Raw genomic sequence first — 18,589 nt, forward strand, 5'->3', positions numbered from 1 at the left:
TGAGAACAGGACTACTGAGCAGAAACGACGCTAGCGCACAGGAGTGTTGACGACCAGAGGTCAGAAGCTGACAGCACTATGCCTGGTGAGATCTAGGCTGACGTGCCGCCCACTTCTGAAAATGACAGGAGTGGTCGGACCACGAGCAAGCCGCCGCGGTGTCTCGGAAACCTAATGATTGTCAACGCATGTCGATGTCCGTCATGCCTTGGATCCCGGACATTCGGGGGTGTGGTGCAGGAAAGCTGGGGAGGCGAGAAGCACCCGGGAAGCGGCGGTTGACGCGTCGCACTGGATGAAATTTCCATCACAGTTTTGGCGTGGAGTGTTCATCCACGGTTTGGTCGGACGCCACCGATGCGACATCTGGTCCTCCTAATTTGGGCGACGTGACCAGAACCGATCTTTCATCCTCACGCCTTTGGCGCGGCGACGGACAACCTCTGCTCGAGCAGATCCGCCTTGCAAGTGCATCGTTCTCCGAATCGGAGAAGCGAGTTGCGCGCTCGATCCACGCCGATCCGCGTGTCGTCATGACGAGCTCCGTGACGGAGTTCGCCCAGATATCTGGAACGTCGGTCGGGTCAGTTGTGCGGTTCTGCCAGAGGTTCGGTCTGCATGGCTTCCAAGAGTTCAAGCTCCTACTCTCGCGCGAAACCCCGCCCGATAGCCCGGGCCCGACCGATGCAGAGGATCCACTCATGAGCACTGTGCGGGGGACTCTGCGTGAAAGCGCGGACGCACTGGAAGCAACCGCCACTCACATCGACCTCAGCGACGTGACGACCATCGTCGACGCCCTAGCATCGGCCCGACGCATTCGGTTCGTAGCAGTGGGCACGTCCGCTCCGCTTGCCTCAGACGCAGCCTATCGACTTACGGCCCTCGGACTCGACGCGACGTTCACCCCCGACTTCATCGCCCAACACGTCGCCGTCCAGGGCCTTGATGAGCGCGACGTCTGCTTTGTCATCAGCCACACGGGATCGACGAAAACGACGCTCGAGGCGGCGCGCACCGCTGCCAATTCAGGAGCGAAAGTCATCGGCATCACGAGCTTCCTCACATCCCCGCTCACAGAGATCGCACACGCGCTGATCGTCGCGGGGAGCTCGGAGACGCGGCATCGAGTGGAGGCGATGACCAGCAGAATCGTGCATCTCTCACTTCTCGATGCCATCTACAGCGTGCTCACGATCCGAGTCAGCGGCGCGACGGAACGGCGTGACGAGGCCGAAAAACTCGTCAACTCCCACCGGATCTGATCCGGCTCGAGCCCCATAGACAGAGAGCGAAGATCGTGAACGGACAGGTCACCGACACCGACGGCAACCCGCTGGCGGACATCCGGGTAAGCGACGGGAACACCGTCGTGCATACTGCGGCCGACGGGAGGTTCCAGCTGGAGACGGACGCGCGTTTCGTGTTTGTGGTGCGTCCGGTGGGTTGGCGATGCAACCAATGGTACTTCGACGGTCGCGAATCCGAGGTGACCTTCACCCTGCAGGCGTCCCCAGTAACGCTTCCGCTTCGCTTCGCTCATCTCACGGACACGCACATCGGTGATGGCGGCAACTATCCGCAGCCCGCGGAACTTGGCACGGGTGAACGTTTGTCTACATTGCTGACCAAGATCGTCGAAGACCAACCGGACCTGCATTCCGCGATCATCACCGGTGACCTGACCGACCACGGCCTCCGCGAGCAATACCGCGAGTTCCGCGAAGCAATTTTCGACACACCAATCCCCGTGCATGTAATTCCCGGCAACCACGATCACATGACGGAACAGACGAGCGATGTCGTCAGCCGCAACGGCTACGCGATCCACTCCGGAGAACCGCGCCACTACGAAGCATTTCTCGGCCCGCGGTGGTATTCGTACGATCTTCCCGCACTGCACGTCGTCGCCATCGACTGGTTCACGCACGAGCTCGGCCGGGATCACGAACAGCAGAATGCCTGGCTGAGGGCCGACCTCGAAGCACTCGACGAGGACATTCCCTGGATCCTACTGTCGCATGATCAGCCAGGCTCCTCGATTCTCTCTGGGCTCCCGAGGCCCCCCATCGCTACATTCTCGGGGCATCGCCATACGTCGCGGGTCGTACGTACTGCGGACACGCTGCACGTCAACACTCCACCTGCGCTCTTCGGTGGCGTCGATCTTTCTCCGGCGACCTACCGCCTTATCACGTGGGACGGCGTAACGATCGGCGTCGAGACGCTCCCTACCGATCCGGATCCTGCCCAGACCCCCGCGGTACTCCTCCCAGCCGCGGCCGAAGCGGCGCGCTGGCGCCGGAGCGTCGGGACGCCCGGCCAGCGTGCCCCTTTCGCGATCGCCAAGGGCGTCATCGTTCTTCCCCTCGCCGATGACGACCACGCTTCGGGGGGTCTCTTCGCGGTCGACGCCGCGACGGGCGGGCTGCTCTGGCACGCCGACCTTGATGCTCCCGTGCGTTCGGCCCCCGTGGTGCACGGCGCGAGCGGCACGGTCCTGTGCACATCGGTATCCGGAACGACAGCGGCGTTCGAAATCTCCACGGGGCGACAGCTATGGCGGAAGCACACCCCCGACCCACTCAGGCTCTTCGGGTTCACTCCGCCAGCAATTCACGAGAATCTCGTCCTCGTGGGCGATCACTCCACCTTGCGCGCGCTCGACATCGACGACGGACACACGATCTGGGAGCGACGGGACATAGCGCCGTACCAGATCTTCGCCCTCCTCGCCGCGCCCGTCTTCTGGGAGCGACGGGCAGCCGACGACGCGTCGGCTCTCATCGTCTGGAGCGGATTCCCTGAGCCGCGAGTCCCTGTCCTCCTGGATCCGGAGACGGGCGAAACGTTCGGGGACCGACTTGCGGAGAGCAACACAGATCTCCTCGAATCGTTGCGCGGTTCGTCCCCCCTCCCGATCCGCACGCCGCTCATCGAACCTGCTACGGGTGATCTGATTGCGACCGGGATCACTGGAGTGTTCCGACGTCCCACGAACAACGACGCGGTGAGCTGGTTCCAAGCGAGCTCGATTCCGTGGAACCCGACGCCGCCGTACTGGACGCTGGAAGGAGTTCTGTTCTCCGACGCGGGAGGCAGCGTCTATCTCAGAGACGCGGCGAGCGGCGAGACACGCTGGCACGCAGAGGTCGCGGCTCGAAGTAATGCCTGCCTACTCACGTACAGGCGCACTCCTCATCCGCTCTTCGCGGCGCCGACGATCTTGGACAAGCAGGTCATCCTCCCAGCCCTCGACGGTGACATCATCACCCTCGATCTCGGTGATGGCGCCCTGCGCTCACGGTTCGCCACCGGCATCCCAATCCTCGTCTCCGTGCAGCGCTTCGAGGATACGACCGTCGTGCTCCACGCCGACGGCACACTCTGCGCCTACCCGAGCGCAATCGTGCAGGGGGAGGAGTCGTGAAGCACCGGAGTATCGGTTGGGTGCTCGTAGCACCCGCGCTCGCACTCATCGGATTGTTCGTGCTCTTGCCGGGCGTGCTTGCGCTCGTCGGCAGCCTCTTCCGCATCGATCTCGGCGACCGCACCGTATGGACCTGGGCCGGTATCGCGAACTACACGGCGATCCTCACCGACCCTGCGGTACAGCAGGCACTGTGGAACACGGTCGTCTACTCAGTCCTCACCATTGTTCCCAGCCTCGTGCTCGGACTCGGCACCGCCATGCTTGCGCACTCGTTTACTCGAGGTCGACCCGCGCTCCAAGTTCTGCTCTTTCTCCCCTTCGCCACCAATATGGTCGCGATGGCCGTCGTCTTCCGCTGGATCTTCGCGTCGAGAGGAGGCTTCGTCAACGAGGTCTTCGCCGTCGTCGGCATCGGACCCGTCAACTTCCTCGGCGATACCTCGACGGCGCTGTTCACTGTGGCTCTGGTGGGCATCTGGCGCCTGACATCCTTCGTGATGATCTTCTATCTCGCCGGCCTAACAAGTATTCCAACGGCGTTGCACGAGGCCGCCGCCGCCGACGGACTGGGCTCGTGGGCGAAGTTCCGACGGGTCACCCTTCCCCTGCTGCGCCCCATGACCGTGTTCGCGACGGTTATGGCCGTCCTGCAGTCGGTCCAGGTGTTCGACACCATCAACGTCATGACGGAAGGTGGCCCGCTCGGTTCCACCGAGACGGTGCTCACGATGACCTGGCGGCTTGGGTTCGTCTACTTCGACCTCGGCCAGGCGGCGGCGCTCGCATCAATGCTCCTTGTCGTCCTGGTTCTCATCGGAGTGATTCGGCGACGGGCATTTACTGGAGATAAGGAAACCGTATGACCACCAAAATCTCGCTCCGCCGCTCCCTGTCCCATTCTCTTCGGTGGCTGCTGGCTCTCGTTGCCATCACGATCTCGGTTTTCCCAGTGCTGTGGATGCTTCGCTTGTCGCTGTCTCCGGCTGACGAAGCAGTACTCGACGGTATCCAGCTCCTGCCGAGTTCTTTGGACTGGGGCAACTACGCACGAGCGTGGGAGAGTGCGGATCTCGGCCACGCAATGCTCAACGGAGCGCTGGTCACGGGCAGCATCCTGATCATCCAGATCATCACCGTGATCCCCGCGGGCTATGCGTTCGCAAAGCTCCGATTCCGAGGTCGCGACGCAGCCTTCGCTGTCATCCTCGCGTGTCTTCTGGTGCCGACGCAGGCTACAGCGCTGCCGTTGTACCTGGGCATCGGCTCCATCGGACTTGCGAATACCTTTGCGGCCTTGGTGCTCCCGTTCATGACCAGCGCGATCGGGATCTTTATGCTCCGTCAGCACATGATCACGATTCCCGACTCGCTCCTTGAGGCCGCGAAGGCGGACGGCCTCGGCACCCTCCGCACGCTCGTGCACGTCGTCGTCCCGTCGTCGATGCCGACGATCGCCGCGTTCGCAGTTTTGTCCGTCTTCACGCACTGGAACGACTATTTGTGGCCGCTACTAGTCGCCCGCGACCCTTCGCTGTACACACCGCCGCTGGCTCTTTCGATCTTCCAGCAGGCGGAGACCGGCACCGCGTACGGCGAGCTCGCTGCCGCAGCCATGCTCGTCACCCTCCCCATCGTGGTGCTGTTCATCGTCGCTCAACGCAAGTTCGTCACGGGCATCGCCGGTGGCGAACTGCCCGGGTGATGACAGTCAACCCGACTCCACAGTTTCACCTCCTCAATCCCACTTCCTATCTACGAAGGCGAAATCATGTCCCACTCACGCATCACACGAATGAGCGCATTGGGCGCCGGCCTCATCAGCTCCGTGCTCCTGCTCTCCGGGTGTTCCGCTCCCGCGGAAGAAGCTGCGCCTGCGACGCAGGCTGACATCGGGGAATGCTCACCGGACGGCGTCACCATCACCGCTCAGTACGCCAACCAGGGCCAAGCCGCGGCTGAGCTCGGCAAGAAGTCGATGGAGGAGACGTACCCCGGCCTCACAGTTGACCTCAAGGCCGCTCCCGAGGGAACGAGCTATGACGAGCTCACTCAGCAGATCGTCGCAGATATCGCTGCGGGATCCCGCCCGGACGTCATCATGCTAGGGCTCGATCAACTCCGATTCTGGGTCGAGAAATACAGCCCTCGCGAAATCGACCGGTCCTCGCTAAGAGACACCTACATCGACGACTACCTGGATGTCGGCACGCTCAACGGGAAAACTTACGTCGCACCCTTCCAGATCTCTGTTCCTGTGCTTTATACGAACACGACGCTCACGGAATCTGCGGGCGTCTCCGAGCTCCCGACCACGCATTCTGAGGTGCTCGACGGCGCTCGGCAGGTCCAAGAGAAGACAGATGTGACGACGCCGATCCAGATTCCTCGCGACAACATTGCCTGGTGGTTCGTGCAGGCTTTCGTCGGCAGCGGCGGGGCCGAGTACGCAAACGAGGATGGCACCGCTGGCTTTGACAACGAGGAGGGTTACGAGGCGCTGAAGATCTACGAAACCATCGGTGCAGAGAAGCTTCAAGACCCTGTGAGCTGGCAGGACTCGATCTCAGTCTTCTCCCGTGGAGAAGCTGCCTACTTCTTCGGCACACCCGCCGTGGGGGCCACCGTGGACGCCGCCGTCGGCGACTCCTTCGAGTGGACCATTTCCGACATGCCGATCCCCGATGGCGGAAGTGCTGTGCTCCCCGCTGGGGGTAACGGGTGGATGACCCTGTCCGACGATGAGTGCCGCTCGGCATACGCCGGAGAGCTCATCAGCGCGATGTTGGACCCCACGGTCATCGTGGAGAGCTCGAAAGCAAACAGCTATATCCCTGTGGATGTCGCCGCGAAGACCGAGCTGCTGGAGCTGGCGGAAGCACAGGGACCGCTCGGATACGCATGGCGCTATGAGGGAGTTCCTGTTGCCGGAGGCGGTTGGCCCGGAGAGAGCCTCGCGCGCACGAATCAATACTTGCAGGACATGGTGCAGGGGATGATCGACCAGGCTCAGCCTTCCAAAGAGATCGTTCCCGAAACCGTCAGCCGCATCGACGCACTGTCGAACTAGCCAGGGAAGAAGCTCCGTCATGTCTGCTGAAGTATCCCTCCGGCATCTGTCTAAGCGTTTCGGCGACGTCACCGCCATCGGCGATATCCATCTGGACGTCGCCGCGGGCGAATCGCTTGTCGTCCTCGGCCCTTCCGGCTCGGGGAAGTCGACCCTCTTGAGGATCGTTGCGGGGCTCGATTCGCTGGACACCGGAGAAGTCGTCATCGGGGGCACACCGCAGCAAGACTTGCCTCCCCACAGAAGAGACGTCGCGATCGTCTTCCAACACTTCGCGCTTTATCCCCATCTCAGTGCGCTTGAGAACATCACGCTCGGCCTGCGACACGGCCTGCGCCTCACCCGCGAAGAGGCACGGGCGCGGGCAATCGACCTGGCGCGGCGCATGGGTATTGGAGAGCTGCTGTCCCGGAAGCCGCGACAGATGTCCGGCGGACAGCGTCAGCGTGTTGCACTCGCGCGGGCGCTCGCGCGCAACGCGCGCGTCGTTCTGCTCGACGAGCCGCTCTCGGGACTTGACGCCCAGCTCCACGTCGCGCTGCGCCAGGAAATCGCCGATCTGATGCGCGCGACCGGTGCGACGTCCATCCACGTCACCCATGATCAGAGCGACGCGATGGCGCTGGCCGATCGCATTGCTGTCATCCGCGCGGGTCGAATCGAGCAGATAGGTACTCCGGAAGAGATTTACCACGATCCCGCGACGTCATTCGTCGCTGGTTTCATCGGGTCGCCACCCATGAACCTCTTTGACGGAGAGCGCAGGGACGGGGGGTATCGCACCGTCTTCGGTGTGATCGCCTCACCGCCCGCCTCCCGCAGCGTCCTGGTCGGAGTGCGGCCGGAGCGTCTTCGCCTCCGAGAGGCCGCAGATTACCGAGCGACCGGCCTCGTCCATACGGTGATCTTCGAGGGAGAGACGCAGGTCCTTGAAATCACGGTGGATGGCGTCCCCGCCGCGGTTCGCACGGATCGCGGCGTCTCGGTTCATCGCGGCGAGTCCGTATCGATTGGCTTCAACGCATCGGACATTCTGCTGTTCGACGCCGAGACGGGTGCCCGATTGCCACGCGACGGTGCTCATGCCGAGTAGGGGCGGCGCCGTCCTGTGGGATCTCGATGGCACGCTCATCGACAGCGAGGCGAGCTGGGCGCACGCGTGCGCCCAGCTCTCGCGCGAGCTTGGAGCGCATCCCTGGGATCCTGAACCGGCAGAGATCTCGGGCATCTCCATTCCTGGTCTTGCGGATCTCCTCCGTGAGCGTGGAGCTCGTAGTGAACGCCGTGTGGTCGTGAAACTGCTGGCGGAACGAATGGAGGATCTCAATCGTCGCGACGGAGTCTTGTGGCGCCCGGGGGCGCTCGACCTGCTGGAGACCCTGCAGCGTGCGGGCGTTTGCCAAGGACTCGTCACGATGTCCCCCTCGCGCACCGCAGCCACCGTCCTCGAACAGCTACCTCACCCATACTTCGCCGACGTAACGACGGCAGATATGGTCACCCGTCCGAAACCCGACCCAGAGGCCTACCGGACAGCTCTCCGCAACTTACGCGTCTCTGGCTCGCAATCCGTGGCAATAGAAGACTCCACCATTGGGGTGCATAGCGCGCGAGGCGCGGGTCTCCGCGTGATCGCCGTACGGGGCTCCCAACCCGTCGAGGCACAGGATGGCATCCAGGTATGGGAGTCGTTCCGTCATCGCGGGATCGATGACGTGATCGCGGCGGGCTTGCGACTCTGAGGCGTCTCTGGATCGAAAGCAGTGCCAGTACCCTGCGTGTCAGGGTGAGTTGAGGCCAGGGGTTCACAGCAAGTCCGCCTGACGCAGGGCGAGATCAAGGATCGATTCATCCATGTCCAGTGCAGTTCTTTCGAGCGCGCCCGCAGTCGTTGACGATGGGGGCATGAGTTCTCCTCGGGCCGGTGGCCCGTCGCGGCGCCGGTCGTTCACCCCGGCCCAGAAGGTCGCCCACCTTGAGCGGTACGAGGCGGCGTGTGAGACCGGGCAGGGCGGTGCATACCTGCGCCGCGAGGGCCTGTATTCCTCGCTGATCTCGGAGTGGCGCCGGCTGCGCGACGCGGGTCTGCTGGAGGGCAAGGAGCCCGGAGCGAAGGTCGGGCGACCGTCCGCGGAGCAGGCCGAGCTGGCCCGGCTGCGTCGAGAGCTCGCCGAGTCCGAGCGGAAGCTGGCCACCACCCAGATGGCGTTGGAGATCATGGGAAAAGCGCACGCGCTCTTGGAGCAGATCTCCGAGAGCGCGGAGCCCGCGCCCAAGCGCAAGAAGCGCTGATGGTCACCTACCGTGAGCTCGTCGCCGCGAAGGTCACCACCCGGACGGCGGCGTCGTTGACCGGTGTCTCGCGGGCGACCGCGACCCGCCACACCAGCCCGGCTCCCGCCGCCGATCCTGCGCCCCGCCCGGCCCCGGCGAACAAGCTCAGCTTGGCCGAACGGACCCGGGTGCTGGAGGTCTTGGACTCGACCGAGTTCGTCGACCAGCCGCCGCTGCAGGTCTACGCCACGCTCCTGGAGCGCGGGACCTACCTGTGTTCGGTGTCCACGATGTACCGGATCCTGGCCGATGCCGGGCAGGTCAAGGAACGACGCCGGCTGGCCCGACACCCCGCCCGGGCGGTGCCCGAACTGGTCGCCACCGGACCTGGACAGGTGTATTCCTGGGACATCACGAAGCTGGCCGGGCCATGCCGCGGGGTCTACTACGACGCCTACGTGATGATCGACATCTACTCCCGCTACATCGTCGGCGCCCACGTCCACGCCCGCGAAGAAGGAGTGCTCGCCGAGGAGATGATGGCCGAGGTATTCGGCGTCCACGGCATCCCTCAGGTCGTGCACGCCGATCGGGGCACCTCGATGACCTCCAAGACCGTGGCCACGCTGCTCGCCGATCTCGGCGTCACCAGGTCCCACTCCCGGCCCCGGGTGTCGAACGACAACCCCTACTCCGAGTCGTTGTTCAAGACGTTGAAGTATCTGCCGGCGTTCCCCGAACGGTTCGGATCGCTGGCCGACGCGCGTGGGTTCATGGACAGGTTCACCACCGCCTACAACCACGAACACCACCATTCGGGGATCGGGCTCCACACGCCGGCAGACGTCCACTACGGACACGCCAAGACCGTCGCCGTCCAACGATCCGCGGCGCTCGCCGCGGCTCGAGCAGCGACCCCCGAGCGGTTCGGCAGCGACACCGACCCCAAGATCCTCGACCTGCCCAAGGACGCCTGGATCAACCAACCCGCCACACCAGCCGACCCGGCCGATCAGGCCGCCGCCTGACACCCACTGGCCTCATTCACCTTGACAAATTCCGGAAGCGCGCGTCCACCGCCACTACCCCGGAAGTGATGAACGTCCGGAATGAGGTCGGTGTAGACGAGTCCAGGGCCAGTACGGGGGTACTCGGAATGAAGTTCATAGGCGAAAACCTGACCTGAGACTCGTCCATGCCACAACTTGGGAGAAGGTTGGCTCAGAAGCCTGCTATCCGCGATGACGTACTGACGGTCAAGCACCCGGTAGCCACAGCGAGCTACTTTGAACTCGGTGAGCATTGTTATGTCTTGAAAAGCGCGTCTGGTGTCCTGTTCGGTGTCTACTCCAGGCAGAGGCTTCTTGGTCTTGGTCAGAGAAGCGTCACGGCCGTTTACAAACTTCTCGGCTTTACTTTGCGCGTTGTCCTCATTGATTACGTCTCGTAGACGAGCTTCGAGAATGTCGACGCTGGGCGCATAAACCCAACCTCGGCCAGCCATGATGCCGTTGTTACGCCAAGGCAATAAGTCATCGACGGCTGGATAATCGTCCCAAGTGGTGGCGGCTGCTGGAGTGAAGGGCGCTGTCCATTCAGTCCGCACGCTGCGCCACGATTGGTCGTCAAAAGTCAAGCGTGAAAGAGTTTCAAACTTCTCTTTTCGGGTGCCGTGGATGTCGATATAGCGAACGTCGGCGGGACTGTCCTTGTCTGAGTCTTCTCCACGGAGGAAAAGTGCGATAGCGACCGGGGTCTCTATGTTGAAGACGGCGTTGGCAGCCGGCGGCTGCTTACCTTCAGGGGTCACGTTGATGATCCACCCGTGAGTTGCGGTCCGGCGCAGGTACTCACGCATGCCCTTAAAGCCCGGCCCAGCGAGATAGCCGGTGGCAGTGATGAAGCAAACCACACCGTTTCCACCGTCGCGGACGTCGGAATCGTTTGTGGATTCGAAGACCTTCCAAGTGGCCCATCGCCAAAAGTAGACATAAAGGTTGCTGAGGTGGCGCTCGTGCTTGCCGTTGCCTACCAGCTTGAACGCGCTGAGGGGCGGTTGGCCAGTTGCTTGGTCAACGCCGTTCTCAATCCAGCCGCCCATCCCTCCGGCATGGTCCTTGTACGGCGGGTTGCCGATACAGACTTGGATGTTGCGCTCGCGCTTCATTTTGTTAGCGAGTTGGCGCTGACGGGCAACCAGTTGTGCGGTGTAGGAGAGCTGCTCTTCGCCGGCACTTTGTGGGTCCTCGAGGGTATCCGCCACGTACAGGTTGAGACCTGTGCTGGGCATAGTGGCCTCGAGTTCATGGATAGCCGCAGTAATCCGGAGCTCGCCGACGGAGAATGGCCCTGATTGCAGTTCGATACCAAACAATCGTGCTACTGCACTACTAACAGCCTCGGGGCCCGCTCCTTTCCCGTACTGCGCCTTAGCTGCACTAGAGACATGACGCAGCACCGAAAGTGGGTAGGTGCCCGTACCCATGGCTGGATCAACAATGGACACGTTGGGGTTGCGGAGTCCTTCAGGTTTCCCGAGGTACTCCTTTAGGGCGGTGTCGGTAAGTCGAACCATCGCATCGACAACGGGCACAGGGGTGTAGTAGGAGCCAGACTTGCGACGCTTCTCAGGGTCGTAGCTGGCGAGGAAGTCCTCGTAGAGGTGTAGGTAGAGGAGGTCACCTGAAGCCTGCAGTCGGACCCAATCCGCAGCATCGAGGACGCGAACAATGATCTCAATCGCGGTCCAAGTTGGAGTGTTCTCGACGTGTTCGGTGAGAAGGTTCAGCGCCTTACCCATAAGCGTGTGGTGGCTCTCAAGCTGCTTAGCCACATCGCGGATCGGGGAACTTCCAAGGTCGATGCCTTCGCTAAGCGCCAACAGCAGGGCGAAAACGACCGTTTGCGCGAACCCGTCTGCGAACTCGGCGTCTCGAGCTTGCGGGAAGAGTAAACGTCGCCAGTCCTTGGCGATCCCGGTGAACGGCATCGTCGTCGGGTCAGCGCCGCCCTTAATAGCTCTGCGTTCCGCCCGAAGTGCGTCGTGCACTTCCTCGCGGAGAAGTCGAGCAAGGGGAGCAAGCGTGTCGACAAGTTTCGGCACCGAAGTGATCGGAACGGGGCTCCACCGGAGGAATGAGCCCACGAGGAGCTCGAGGCGTCCGGGCGCCTTCAGCGTGCCCTTGTGATACTCAAGGTCCGCAGCGTGAACACTGACGGGTTCATCGACCAACTCACCAAATCGCCACAATCGGAACTCAGTGCCGTTGGTGTGGAGCAGATTTGGCAATTCTTTAAGTCGCTGCCACTGCTTGTGATTGTGGGTACTCGGCCCATAAGTAGACGGGTTGAGGCTGGTACCGGGAGCCTTCAACTCGATGTGACCGATGACCCCACCGTTGACGCGTACACCGAAGTCTGGACGAACGGAGCCTTCGAGTTCGGTGACCTCGTCGTGGGGAACAACTTTGAGGCCGAATAATTCTCCCGATCGCTCGATAAATTGAGCTATTGGCGTGACCAGAAGAGCCTCGCGTTCACCGGGTCCGGTCAGCCGCGCCTTCGCAGCCTTGCCATAGTCCGAAACTATGTCGGCAAACGTCACTGAACTTCCTCCTGTAGCACCCACGGGTCCGCACGGGCCACGTAGAGCAGTTCCCGCGGAACTCTACGGGAGTAAACAATAGACAATTGTTTGAAAAAGTTACGAAGCTCCAGCAGATGCAAGGAAGCACTAGCCTTGGCGCAACTTCCCCACGTCCCGCCGATGTGCATCACTCTGTACGGAGCACTGACCACACCCCTTCACGCGCCGATAATGTCAGATTCCGTCAAGTGTGCAGGTCAAAAGTACGGCACTGTCTCATCATTACTGCTCGTCAAGCCCAGGATCTACCGTAGGGACTGATGCGGCAAATGATCGGCCACCGCCGTTTCGTGGGCTGTACCCCAAAGGAACGGACGCCGGCTCCCGGCCCGACAATAAGGAAGGCTTCCAGATCGGACGGGACCTCCCGGCGGAACACCCCAAGGTCCAGCGGGGTCTGGTCAACCACGGTCCGAACCTTTGGCCCTCGGCCATGCCAGAGCTCCGTGCCACGCTTGAGGCCTACCGCGACCGCATGGCGGTCCTCGGGCACCTGGTCCGTTTGGTTGCGCTGTCCCTCGAGCTCGACGAGGACTACTTCGACGAAGGCTTCCAGGACCACGTCATCACCACCCGCCTGCTGCACTACCCCCCGCAGGACGGCGTCGGCGAGGGGAACGAGCTCGGCGCCGGCGCTCACACCGACTGGGGCCTGATCACCAGGTTGTACCAGGACGAGGTCGGCGGACTGGAGGTCCTCAACGCCGATGGCGAGTGGGTCCGGGCCCCACACATCCCCGGCACCTTCGTGGTCAACCTCGGTGACCTCGTCCCGAAGCTCACCAACGGGCTCTACCTGTCCAACACCCACCGCGTGCTCAACACCACCGGTGTCCGCCGATACTCGGTGCCGACGTTCTTCGACCTCGACTACGACTACGTCGTCACCGCAGTCCCTACGGTCCTCGACGAGAACGAGCAGCCCGGCCCGGGCATCACGACCGGCGACCACCTCGCCGAAATGCTGCGTCGCACCTACGCAGCCAGTTGAGCCAGACACGCGCCGAAGAGACGACGTCCGGTGTCACAGAAACGTAACTCTACATTCCCTTGATGAATACACATTCCGACAAGACTTGCGACTACCGAACTGAAATGGAGGAGCACATGAACACCCCCGCCTTCGAGGTCCCCGTCGTGGACATCTCGGCCTACACCAGCGCCGGCACCGCCGAAGAGCGTGCCGCCGTCGCCCGCGCCATGGACAAGGCCTGCGCCGCCGTGGGATTCATCCAGATCCTCGGCCACCAGGTCCCCGACTCCGTCGTCACCGGCCTCAAGGAGGCGGTCGACGACTTCTTCGTCCTCCCCCTGGAGGAGAAGAAGGACTACGTCGTGCCGGGCAACCGTGGCTACAGCCCGCCCAAGAGCGAGTCGCTCAGCCTCAGCCTGGGAGTCGAGTCCGCGACCCGCATGAACGACTTCTTCGAGGCCTTCAACGTCGGCGCCGAGGCCGGCTGGTTCGACCGCCTCGACCTTTCCGACGACGACTACGGCGTCAACACCTGGCCCAACGTCGACGGGTTCCGCACCAAGGTCGAGGCCTACTACGACCACGCCGCACGCGTCGCGCGCACGCTCACCACCATCTTCGCCGACGCCCTGGGCGAGGACTCCGGCTTCTTCGACTACCTCACCGACCACTCCGTCGACGTGCTCCGGATGAACAACTACGCCCTCCCCGAGGGCACCGACGTCTCCCTGGACGGCGACCTGACCGGGATGGGCGAGCACACCGACTTCGGAATCGTCACTGTGCTGTGGGCCGACCAGGTCGCCGGCCTCCAGGTCCTCGCCAAGGACGGCACCTGGCACGACGTCCAGCCCATCGAGGGAGCGCTCCTGGTCAACCTCGGCGACCTCACCGCCCGCCTCACCAACGACCAGTGGCTCTCCACCCTGCACCGCGTGAAGCCCCCGGTCATCGACGGCACCATCCAGCGCCGCCGGTCGGTGGCCTTCTTCCACGACGGCAACATCGACGCCACCATCTCCACCCTGCCCAGCCGTCTCGACGCCGACGGCGGACTGGCCTACGAGCCCATCCTGGTCAAGGACCACATCGCCGCCAAGCTCAACGGCTCCCAGTACGGCAAGGCCAACACCGCCGCCGTCCGCGAGGCCGCCCGCGTCCTCGCCGCCCAGAACGCCTGAACCCAGCCCACGCCCACCCGGAAAGAGACCCAGCCCATGTCGAACACACTGACCGACGTCATCCCCCTGATCGACCTCGCCGACTGGCGCACCGGCGACGCCGGCGTCCAGGCCGCCGCCGCCGCGAAGGTCGACCAGGCCCTGCGTGACTCCGGCTTCCTCATGCTCGCCAACCACGACGTCGACCCGCAGCTCGCGGCCGACCTCCGCAGCGCCGCCAAGGCCTTCTTCTCCCTGCCGCGAGAGACCAAGGCTCGCTATGAGACCACCGTCGGTGGCCGCGGCTGGCTGCCCAGCGGGAAGGAGGCGAACTCCTTCGCCGGCGAGGAGGCTGACAAGGCCACCCCCGACATGAAGGAGAGCCTGACGATGGGCCGCCCGTACGCCACGGGCAACCCCACTCTCGACAGCACCGCCTTCGCCCCGAACGTGTGGCCCGACGAGGTGCCCGAGCTCGAGCTCCTCGCCACCACCTACATGGAGGCCATGTACGGGCTCTACGACGAGCTGCTTCGCATGTGCGGCGAGGCCCTCGGGCTCGGCCGCGAGTGGTTCATCGAGCGCTGCGCCAACGGCACCCGGACCCTCAACATCAACCGCTACCCCTCCCTGGAGGAGACCGGCGTCCCCAAGCCCGGCCAGTTCCGCGTCGGCGCGCACACCGACTGGAGCATCTTCACCCTCCTGGACCGCCAGCCCGGCTACGGCGGCTTCCAGGTCCAGCTCAGCGACGACGGCGAGTGGCTCGACGCGCCCTTCGTCGAGGGAACCCTGCTGGTCAACATCGGCGACCTCCTCGCCCGCTGGACCGGCGACCGGTGGCGCTCCACCCGCCACCGCGTCCTGCCACCGCAGGAGTCTCGGCCGGCCGAGGAGCTGATCTCCTTGATCCAGTTCTGCGACGCCAACGTCGACGCCATCGTTGAGACGATGCCCGCCCCGATCGGCAGCGGCACCACTTACGACGCCGTCCTGGCCGGGGAGTACCTGCGTCAGCGCGCCATCCAGGCGACCGTGAAGTGAGCACCGACGTGAACACCGAGACAGTCCCCGACGCCAACCCCGACACCAAGGCCGGTGTCGCGCTCTCGTTCGTGACCCTGGTCTGCCAAGACGTCGACGAGGTCTCCAACTTCTACGCCGAGCTCTTCGGCCTGGACCACGTCACCTACCTCGAGGGCGACTACTTCCGGGCCCTCCAGCTCGGAGGAACCATCCTCGGCTTCAACACCCCCGTCGCCTACGAGCTGCTCAACCTGCCCGAGAGCGACCTGTCGGCCTCCGCGCCGTCGTTCTGGACCTTCGAGGTCGACTCCGAGGAGGCCGTCGACACCCTCGCCGCAGCCGCCGTCGCAGCGGGCGCGACCTACCGCAAGGAACCTTTCCGGACCTACTACGACGCCTGGCAGGCGGTGCTGCTCGACCCCGAGAAGAACGTCTTCCGGATCAACAAGTCCGCCTGAGTCAGCCCACGGTGCGGGCGAGGCCTCTGTCAACGACGCCAGAGCCCTCGCGCGCACCGTGGCAGTGAGACAGGTCGGTAGACTTCTGACGCCCGCTGGGCACCGCAGTCCGTAGAGAGAAGTCGATGTTGCAGGCACCGTCGCCCGTCGTCCCCGCCCGAGCCCGGGAGTTCGTTCTCATGGAATCCGAGGAAGCCGTCTCCGACGCCGTTGCTCAGGCCGTCGGCGAGCGCGTGAAGTACTGGCGAACCGAGCGCGGTCTCCTGATGCGCGAGCTCGCCGACGCCGCCGGCATGAAGCAGCCCTTCCTCAGCAAGATCGAGAGCGGCAACGCCTCACCCTCCATGCTGAGCCTCTACCGGATCGCCACCGCCCTGAACATCACCCCCGGCGACCTCCTCCCAGCCGTCGCCCCGCAGCCTGGCGCGACCGTCATCCGAGCCGAGGAGGGCCGCATCGTCGCCGGCACTGAGCAGTCCAGTGTCCCGGTTCGATTGGTCGGCGGCTCCGAACAGCACTCCTTCGAGATCTCCGAGATGGAGTTCACCAAGGACCAGAACAACAATGAGTGGTTCGACTACCCCTCACCAGCGGCCACCTACCTCATCGAGGGACAGCTCAACGTCATCATCGAGGGCGACACCATCCATCGCCTGAAGCCGCGAGACACGATTTTCTACCCCGCCCGCATCCGCTCCAAGTGGGAAGCCGTGGGCGACGAGACCGTCCGCGTCCTCCACATCGTGACCCGGCCACGCCAGGCCTGACCTAGGGTCGGTGCTCGGTTGACGGACGGCGCCGGTCGGACGCTGGAGTAACCGGCGGCACCGAGGCTCGCAGCCCGTCTGTTGCCCACCGTGCGCAGCCCTGCACGTTATCCGCTCGTCCCGGGCTTCTTCGCCGCCGGCGGCGGCCGGCTCAGACACGCCACGTGCTGGCGAGCTGGCGGTCTTGCGGGAGAACGCCTACTCGCCGGTGACCACGGCTTCTGGCCACTGATTGCAACGCTTATCCCGGCGTCCACATGAAGCACTACGACATCGGCCTGGCACGGCCTGCGCCAGATCGCGTACTCCGACATCGACGGCAGATAGGCCGCTGCCGGGATCCCGCCTTTACCGGGTTCAACCACCCCGACACCCGAGCCGAGGAGATCGCACTTCAGCTTGGCGCTGAGCCAGCTCCGGAGCTGCCGAGACCCAGTCTCGTCCTCAAGGTCAATGGCGCCGGCGCCACCGACGACCCGGATACGATCTATGAGGCAGCCCGCCGCGCCTGGTCAGTTAGGGCTGACCTCCGGTCCACCCCTGATTTGCCGATCTTCGTCGTGGCTCATGATGTCGTTCGTGCGGTGTACCGGGCCCATAGCTGGGTTGCCCTCGACCCGGCGGATGGCAAGAGTCAAGTCGTGTGGGAGTTCGACGGCGTCCTTGATCCCGAACTCAACGCCAACTTCACCGGAAAGCGACTCGTCCCGACCGACTTCGGGCAGCTCAACTGGGGCCAACGGGGATGCCACCCTCTTATTTGACCGTTCGCAGGTGATCGGAGCGAATGGCTGAGGCAACCGACGACAGGCGTTAACCCCTGGCCGGTCTCGTTTCCGCGCTCCTTGTAGCTAACCGCCGCCAGGTCCAAAGCGCCGATAAGTCGCGTTCCGTCAATTGTGCAGGTCAGCGTCCGATCTCGCTCTCGCTTGCTACTGTCTCCCGCATGTGTGGTCGGTACTCGGTAGCCGTATCCGGCGCAGATCTGGTCGACGTCCTCGCGCTGGACGGCGTTGAACCGGGTTTTGAGTGGTCGCCGGCCTATTCGGTGGCCCCTCGCACGCGGGCTCCGGTGGTGCGGGATCGCCTGGCCGACGATCAGCGGGTGCGTGAGACGTTCTTGCCCACGTGGGGGCTGCGTCCGTCGTGGGCGAAAGAGCGGGGTCCGCGGCCTATCAACGCTCGCCTCGAGGGTGTGGTGACGAACGGGATGTTCCGCTCTTCATTCGCCTCGGCACGTGCCCTTGTGCCGATGACCGGGTATTTCGAGTGGCAGGAAGCCGTCGAGGCTGGCAAGACGGTCAAGAACCCGAGCTACGTCCACGGCCCGGACGACGAGCTCCTGCTCGCTGCTGGCCTGCTCGCGTTCCACCGGGAGGGCGAGGACACCGAGTGGCGGACGACGTTCACGATCATCACCCGCACTGGGGAGGATGCGGCCGGCGAGGTCCACGACCGGATGCCGGTCTTTCTCACCCCGGCCGCGTGGGATACCTGGCTGGACCCGGAGAAGATCAACAAGGACCAGGCCGGCGATCTGCTCGACCTGCTCGACGTCGAGTCCCGCACGGTCGCGTCGACCCTGCGGACCCGTCCGGTGTCCCGGGCGGTCAACAACGTGCGCACCCTGGACCGCCACGATCCAGGGCTCATTGAGCTTGCCGAACGCCCCCGCGATTTGTAGTCGCCTGAGGGCCGTCGGCGATGGCCGGCGAGCGCTGCGGATTCGCCACTCCGTGACGATCGGGCCCTCTTCGCCTCCGCCCGCTGGGTCGTCGGCCTCGC

16 protein-coding genes are annotated in these 18,589 nt (G+C 63.9%); 15 read left to right on the plus strand and 1 reads right to left on the minus strand.

Translation table 11 applies throughout. The features are described 5' to 3' along the window. Nucleotides 1-389: 389 nt before the first annotated feature. From G6030_RS05600 to G6030_RS05635, 8 genes are all read left to right on the plus strand, one after another. Nucleotides 390-1,265: a MurR/RpiR family transcriptional regulator gene (locus tag G6030_RS05600; protein WP_167492488.1), complete on the plus strand. Its 876-nt coding sequence runs from the start codon at nucleotides 390-392 to the stop codon at nucleotides 1,263-1,265. A gap of 35 nt (nucleotides 1,266-1,300) precedes the next feature. Continuing rightward, on the plus strand, nucleotides 1,301-3,430 hold the full coding sequence (locus G6030_RS05605; protein ID WP_069388522.1) for a PQQ-binding-like beta-propeller repeat protein: 2,130 nt from the start codon (nucleotides 1,301-1,303) through the stop codon (nucleotides 3,428-3,430). Continuing rightward, nucleotides 3,427-4,296, plus strand: a complete 870-nt coding sequence (locus tag G6030_RS05610; RefSeq protein WP_227022450.1) for a sugar ABC transporter permease — start codon at nucleotides 3,427-3,429, stop codon at nucleotides 4,294-4,296. Before G6030_RS05605 ends, G6030_RS05610 begins: the two co-directional genes overlap by 4 nt. Next, nucleotides 4,293-5,135: a carbohydrate ABC transporter permease gene (locus G6030_RS05615; protein ID WP_069388521.1), complete on the plus strand. Its 843-nt coding sequence runs from the start codon at nucleotides 4,293-4,295 to the stop codon at nucleotides 5,133-5,135. Before G6030_RS05610 ends, G6030_RS05615 begins: the two co-directional genes overlap by 4 nt. A gap of 66 nt (nucleotides 5,136-5,201) precedes the next feature. After that, on the plus strand, nucleotides 5,202-6,500 hold the full coding sequence (locus tag G6030_RS05620) for an extracellular solute-binding protein (RefSeq protein WP_227022451.1): 1,299 nt from the start codon (nucleotides 5,202-5,204) through the stop codon (nucleotides 6,498-6,500). A 19-nt stretch (nucleotides 6,501-6,519) separates the two neighbouring features. Then, nucleotides 6,520-7,593 carry an ABC transporter ATP-binding protein gene (locus G6030_RS05625; protein ID WP_069388519.1) on the plus strand — a complete coding sequence of 358 codons (1,074 nt, stop codon included), beginning with the start codon at nucleotides 6,520-6,522 and terminating at the stop codon, nucleotides 7,591-7,593. After that, a complete protein-coding gene (locus G6030_RS05630; protein ID WP_141236373.1) occupies nucleotides 7,583-8,242 on the plus strand; it encodes an HAD family phosphatase in 660 nt (219 codons plus the stop codon). The genes G6030_RS05625 and G6030_RS05630 overlap by 11 nt, the downstream gene beginning before the upstream one ends. Before the next feature lie 163 nt (nucleotides 8,243-8,405). Next, nucleotides 8,406-9,802 (plus strand): IS3 family transposase gene (locus tag G6030_RS05635; RefSeq protein ID WP_227022481.1). Its coding sequence is split into 2 segments (ribosomal slippage): nucleotides 8,406-8,730 and nucleotides 8,730-9,802, totalling 1,398 coding nucleotides; the frame shifts between segments, so codons are not numbered across the junction. Here the strand turns inward: G6030_RS05635 and G6030_RS05640 are convergent. After that, nucleotides 9,787-12,378, minus strand: coding sequence for a type ISP restriction/modification enzyme (locus G6030_RS05640; RefSeq protein ID WP_132064282.1), 2,592 nt, complete (start codon nucleotides 12,376-12,378; stop codon nucleotides 9,787-9,789). The two genes, G6030_RS05635 and G6030_RS05640, sit on opposite strands and share 16 nt — an antisense overlap. Before the next feature lie 475 nt (nucleotides 12,379-12,853). Between G6030_RS05640 and G6030_RS05645 the strand changes: the two genes are divergently transcribed. The 7 genes from G6030_RS05645 (at nucleotide 12,854) to G6030_RS05675 (ending at nucleotide 18,488) form a co-directional block, all read left to right on the plus strand. Next, nucleotides 12,854-13,411, plus strand: a complete 558-nt coding sequence (locus G6030_RS05645; protein WP_132064281.1) for a 2OG-Fe(II) oxygenase family protein — start codon at nucleotides 12,854-12,856, stop codon at nucleotides 13,409-13,411. Nucleotides 13,412-13,527: 116 nt separating this feature from the next. Next, nucleotides 13,528-14,574: a 2-oxoglutarate and iron-dependent oxygenase domain-containing protein gene (locus G6030_RS05650; RefSeq protein WP_132064280.1), complete on the plus strand. Its 1,047-nt coding sequence runs from the start codon at nucleotides 13,528-13,530 to the stop codon at nucleotides 14,572-14,574. A gap of 36 nt (nucleotides 14,575-14,610) precedes the next feature. Further along, nucleotides 14,611-15,597: a 2-oxoglutarate and iron-dependent oxygenase domain-containing protein gene (locus G6030_RS05655; protein ID WP_017835881.1), complete on the plus strand. Its 987-nt coding sequence runs from the start codon at nucleotides 14,611-14,613 to the stop codon at nucleotides 15,595-15,597. A gap of 8 nt (nucleotides 15,598-15,605) precedes the next feature. Beyond that, entirely contained in the window at nucleotides 15,606-16,037 is a 432-nt protein-coding gene (locus G6030_RS05660; protein ID WP_042329013.1) for a VOC family protein, read from the plus strand. A 125-nt stretch (nucleotides 16,038-16,162) separates the two neighbouring features. Beyond that, on the plus strand, nucleotides 16,163-16,804 hold the full coding sequence (locus G6030_RS05665) for a helix-turn-helix domain-containing protein (protein WP_071934950.1): 642 nt from the start codon (nucleotides 16,163-16,165) through the stop codon (nucleotides 16,802-16,804). Nucleotides 16,805-17,061: 257 nt separating this feature from the next. Further along, the gene (locus G6030_RS05670; protein ID WP_182642468.1) at nucleotides 17,062-17,568 is read left to right on the plus strand and encodes a hypothetical protein; all 507 of its coding nucleotides are present in this window, start codon (nucleotides 17,062-17,064) and stop codon (nucleotides 17,566-17,568) included. Nucleotides 17,569-17,750: 182 nt separating this feature from the next. Continuing rightward, a complete protein-coding gene (locus G6030_RS05675) occupies nucleotides 17,751-18,488 on the plus strand; it encodes an SOS response-associated peptidase (RefSeq protein WP_182638482.1) in 738 nt (245 codons plus the stop codon). Nucleotides 18,489-18,589: the final 101 nt, after the last annotated feature.

This window comes from Dietzia sp. E1 (assembly GCF_014145015.1).
Taxonomy (GTDB): domain Bacteria; phylum Actinomycetota; class Actinomycetes; order Mycobacteriales; family Mycobacteriaceae; genus Dietzia; species Dietzia cinnamea_A.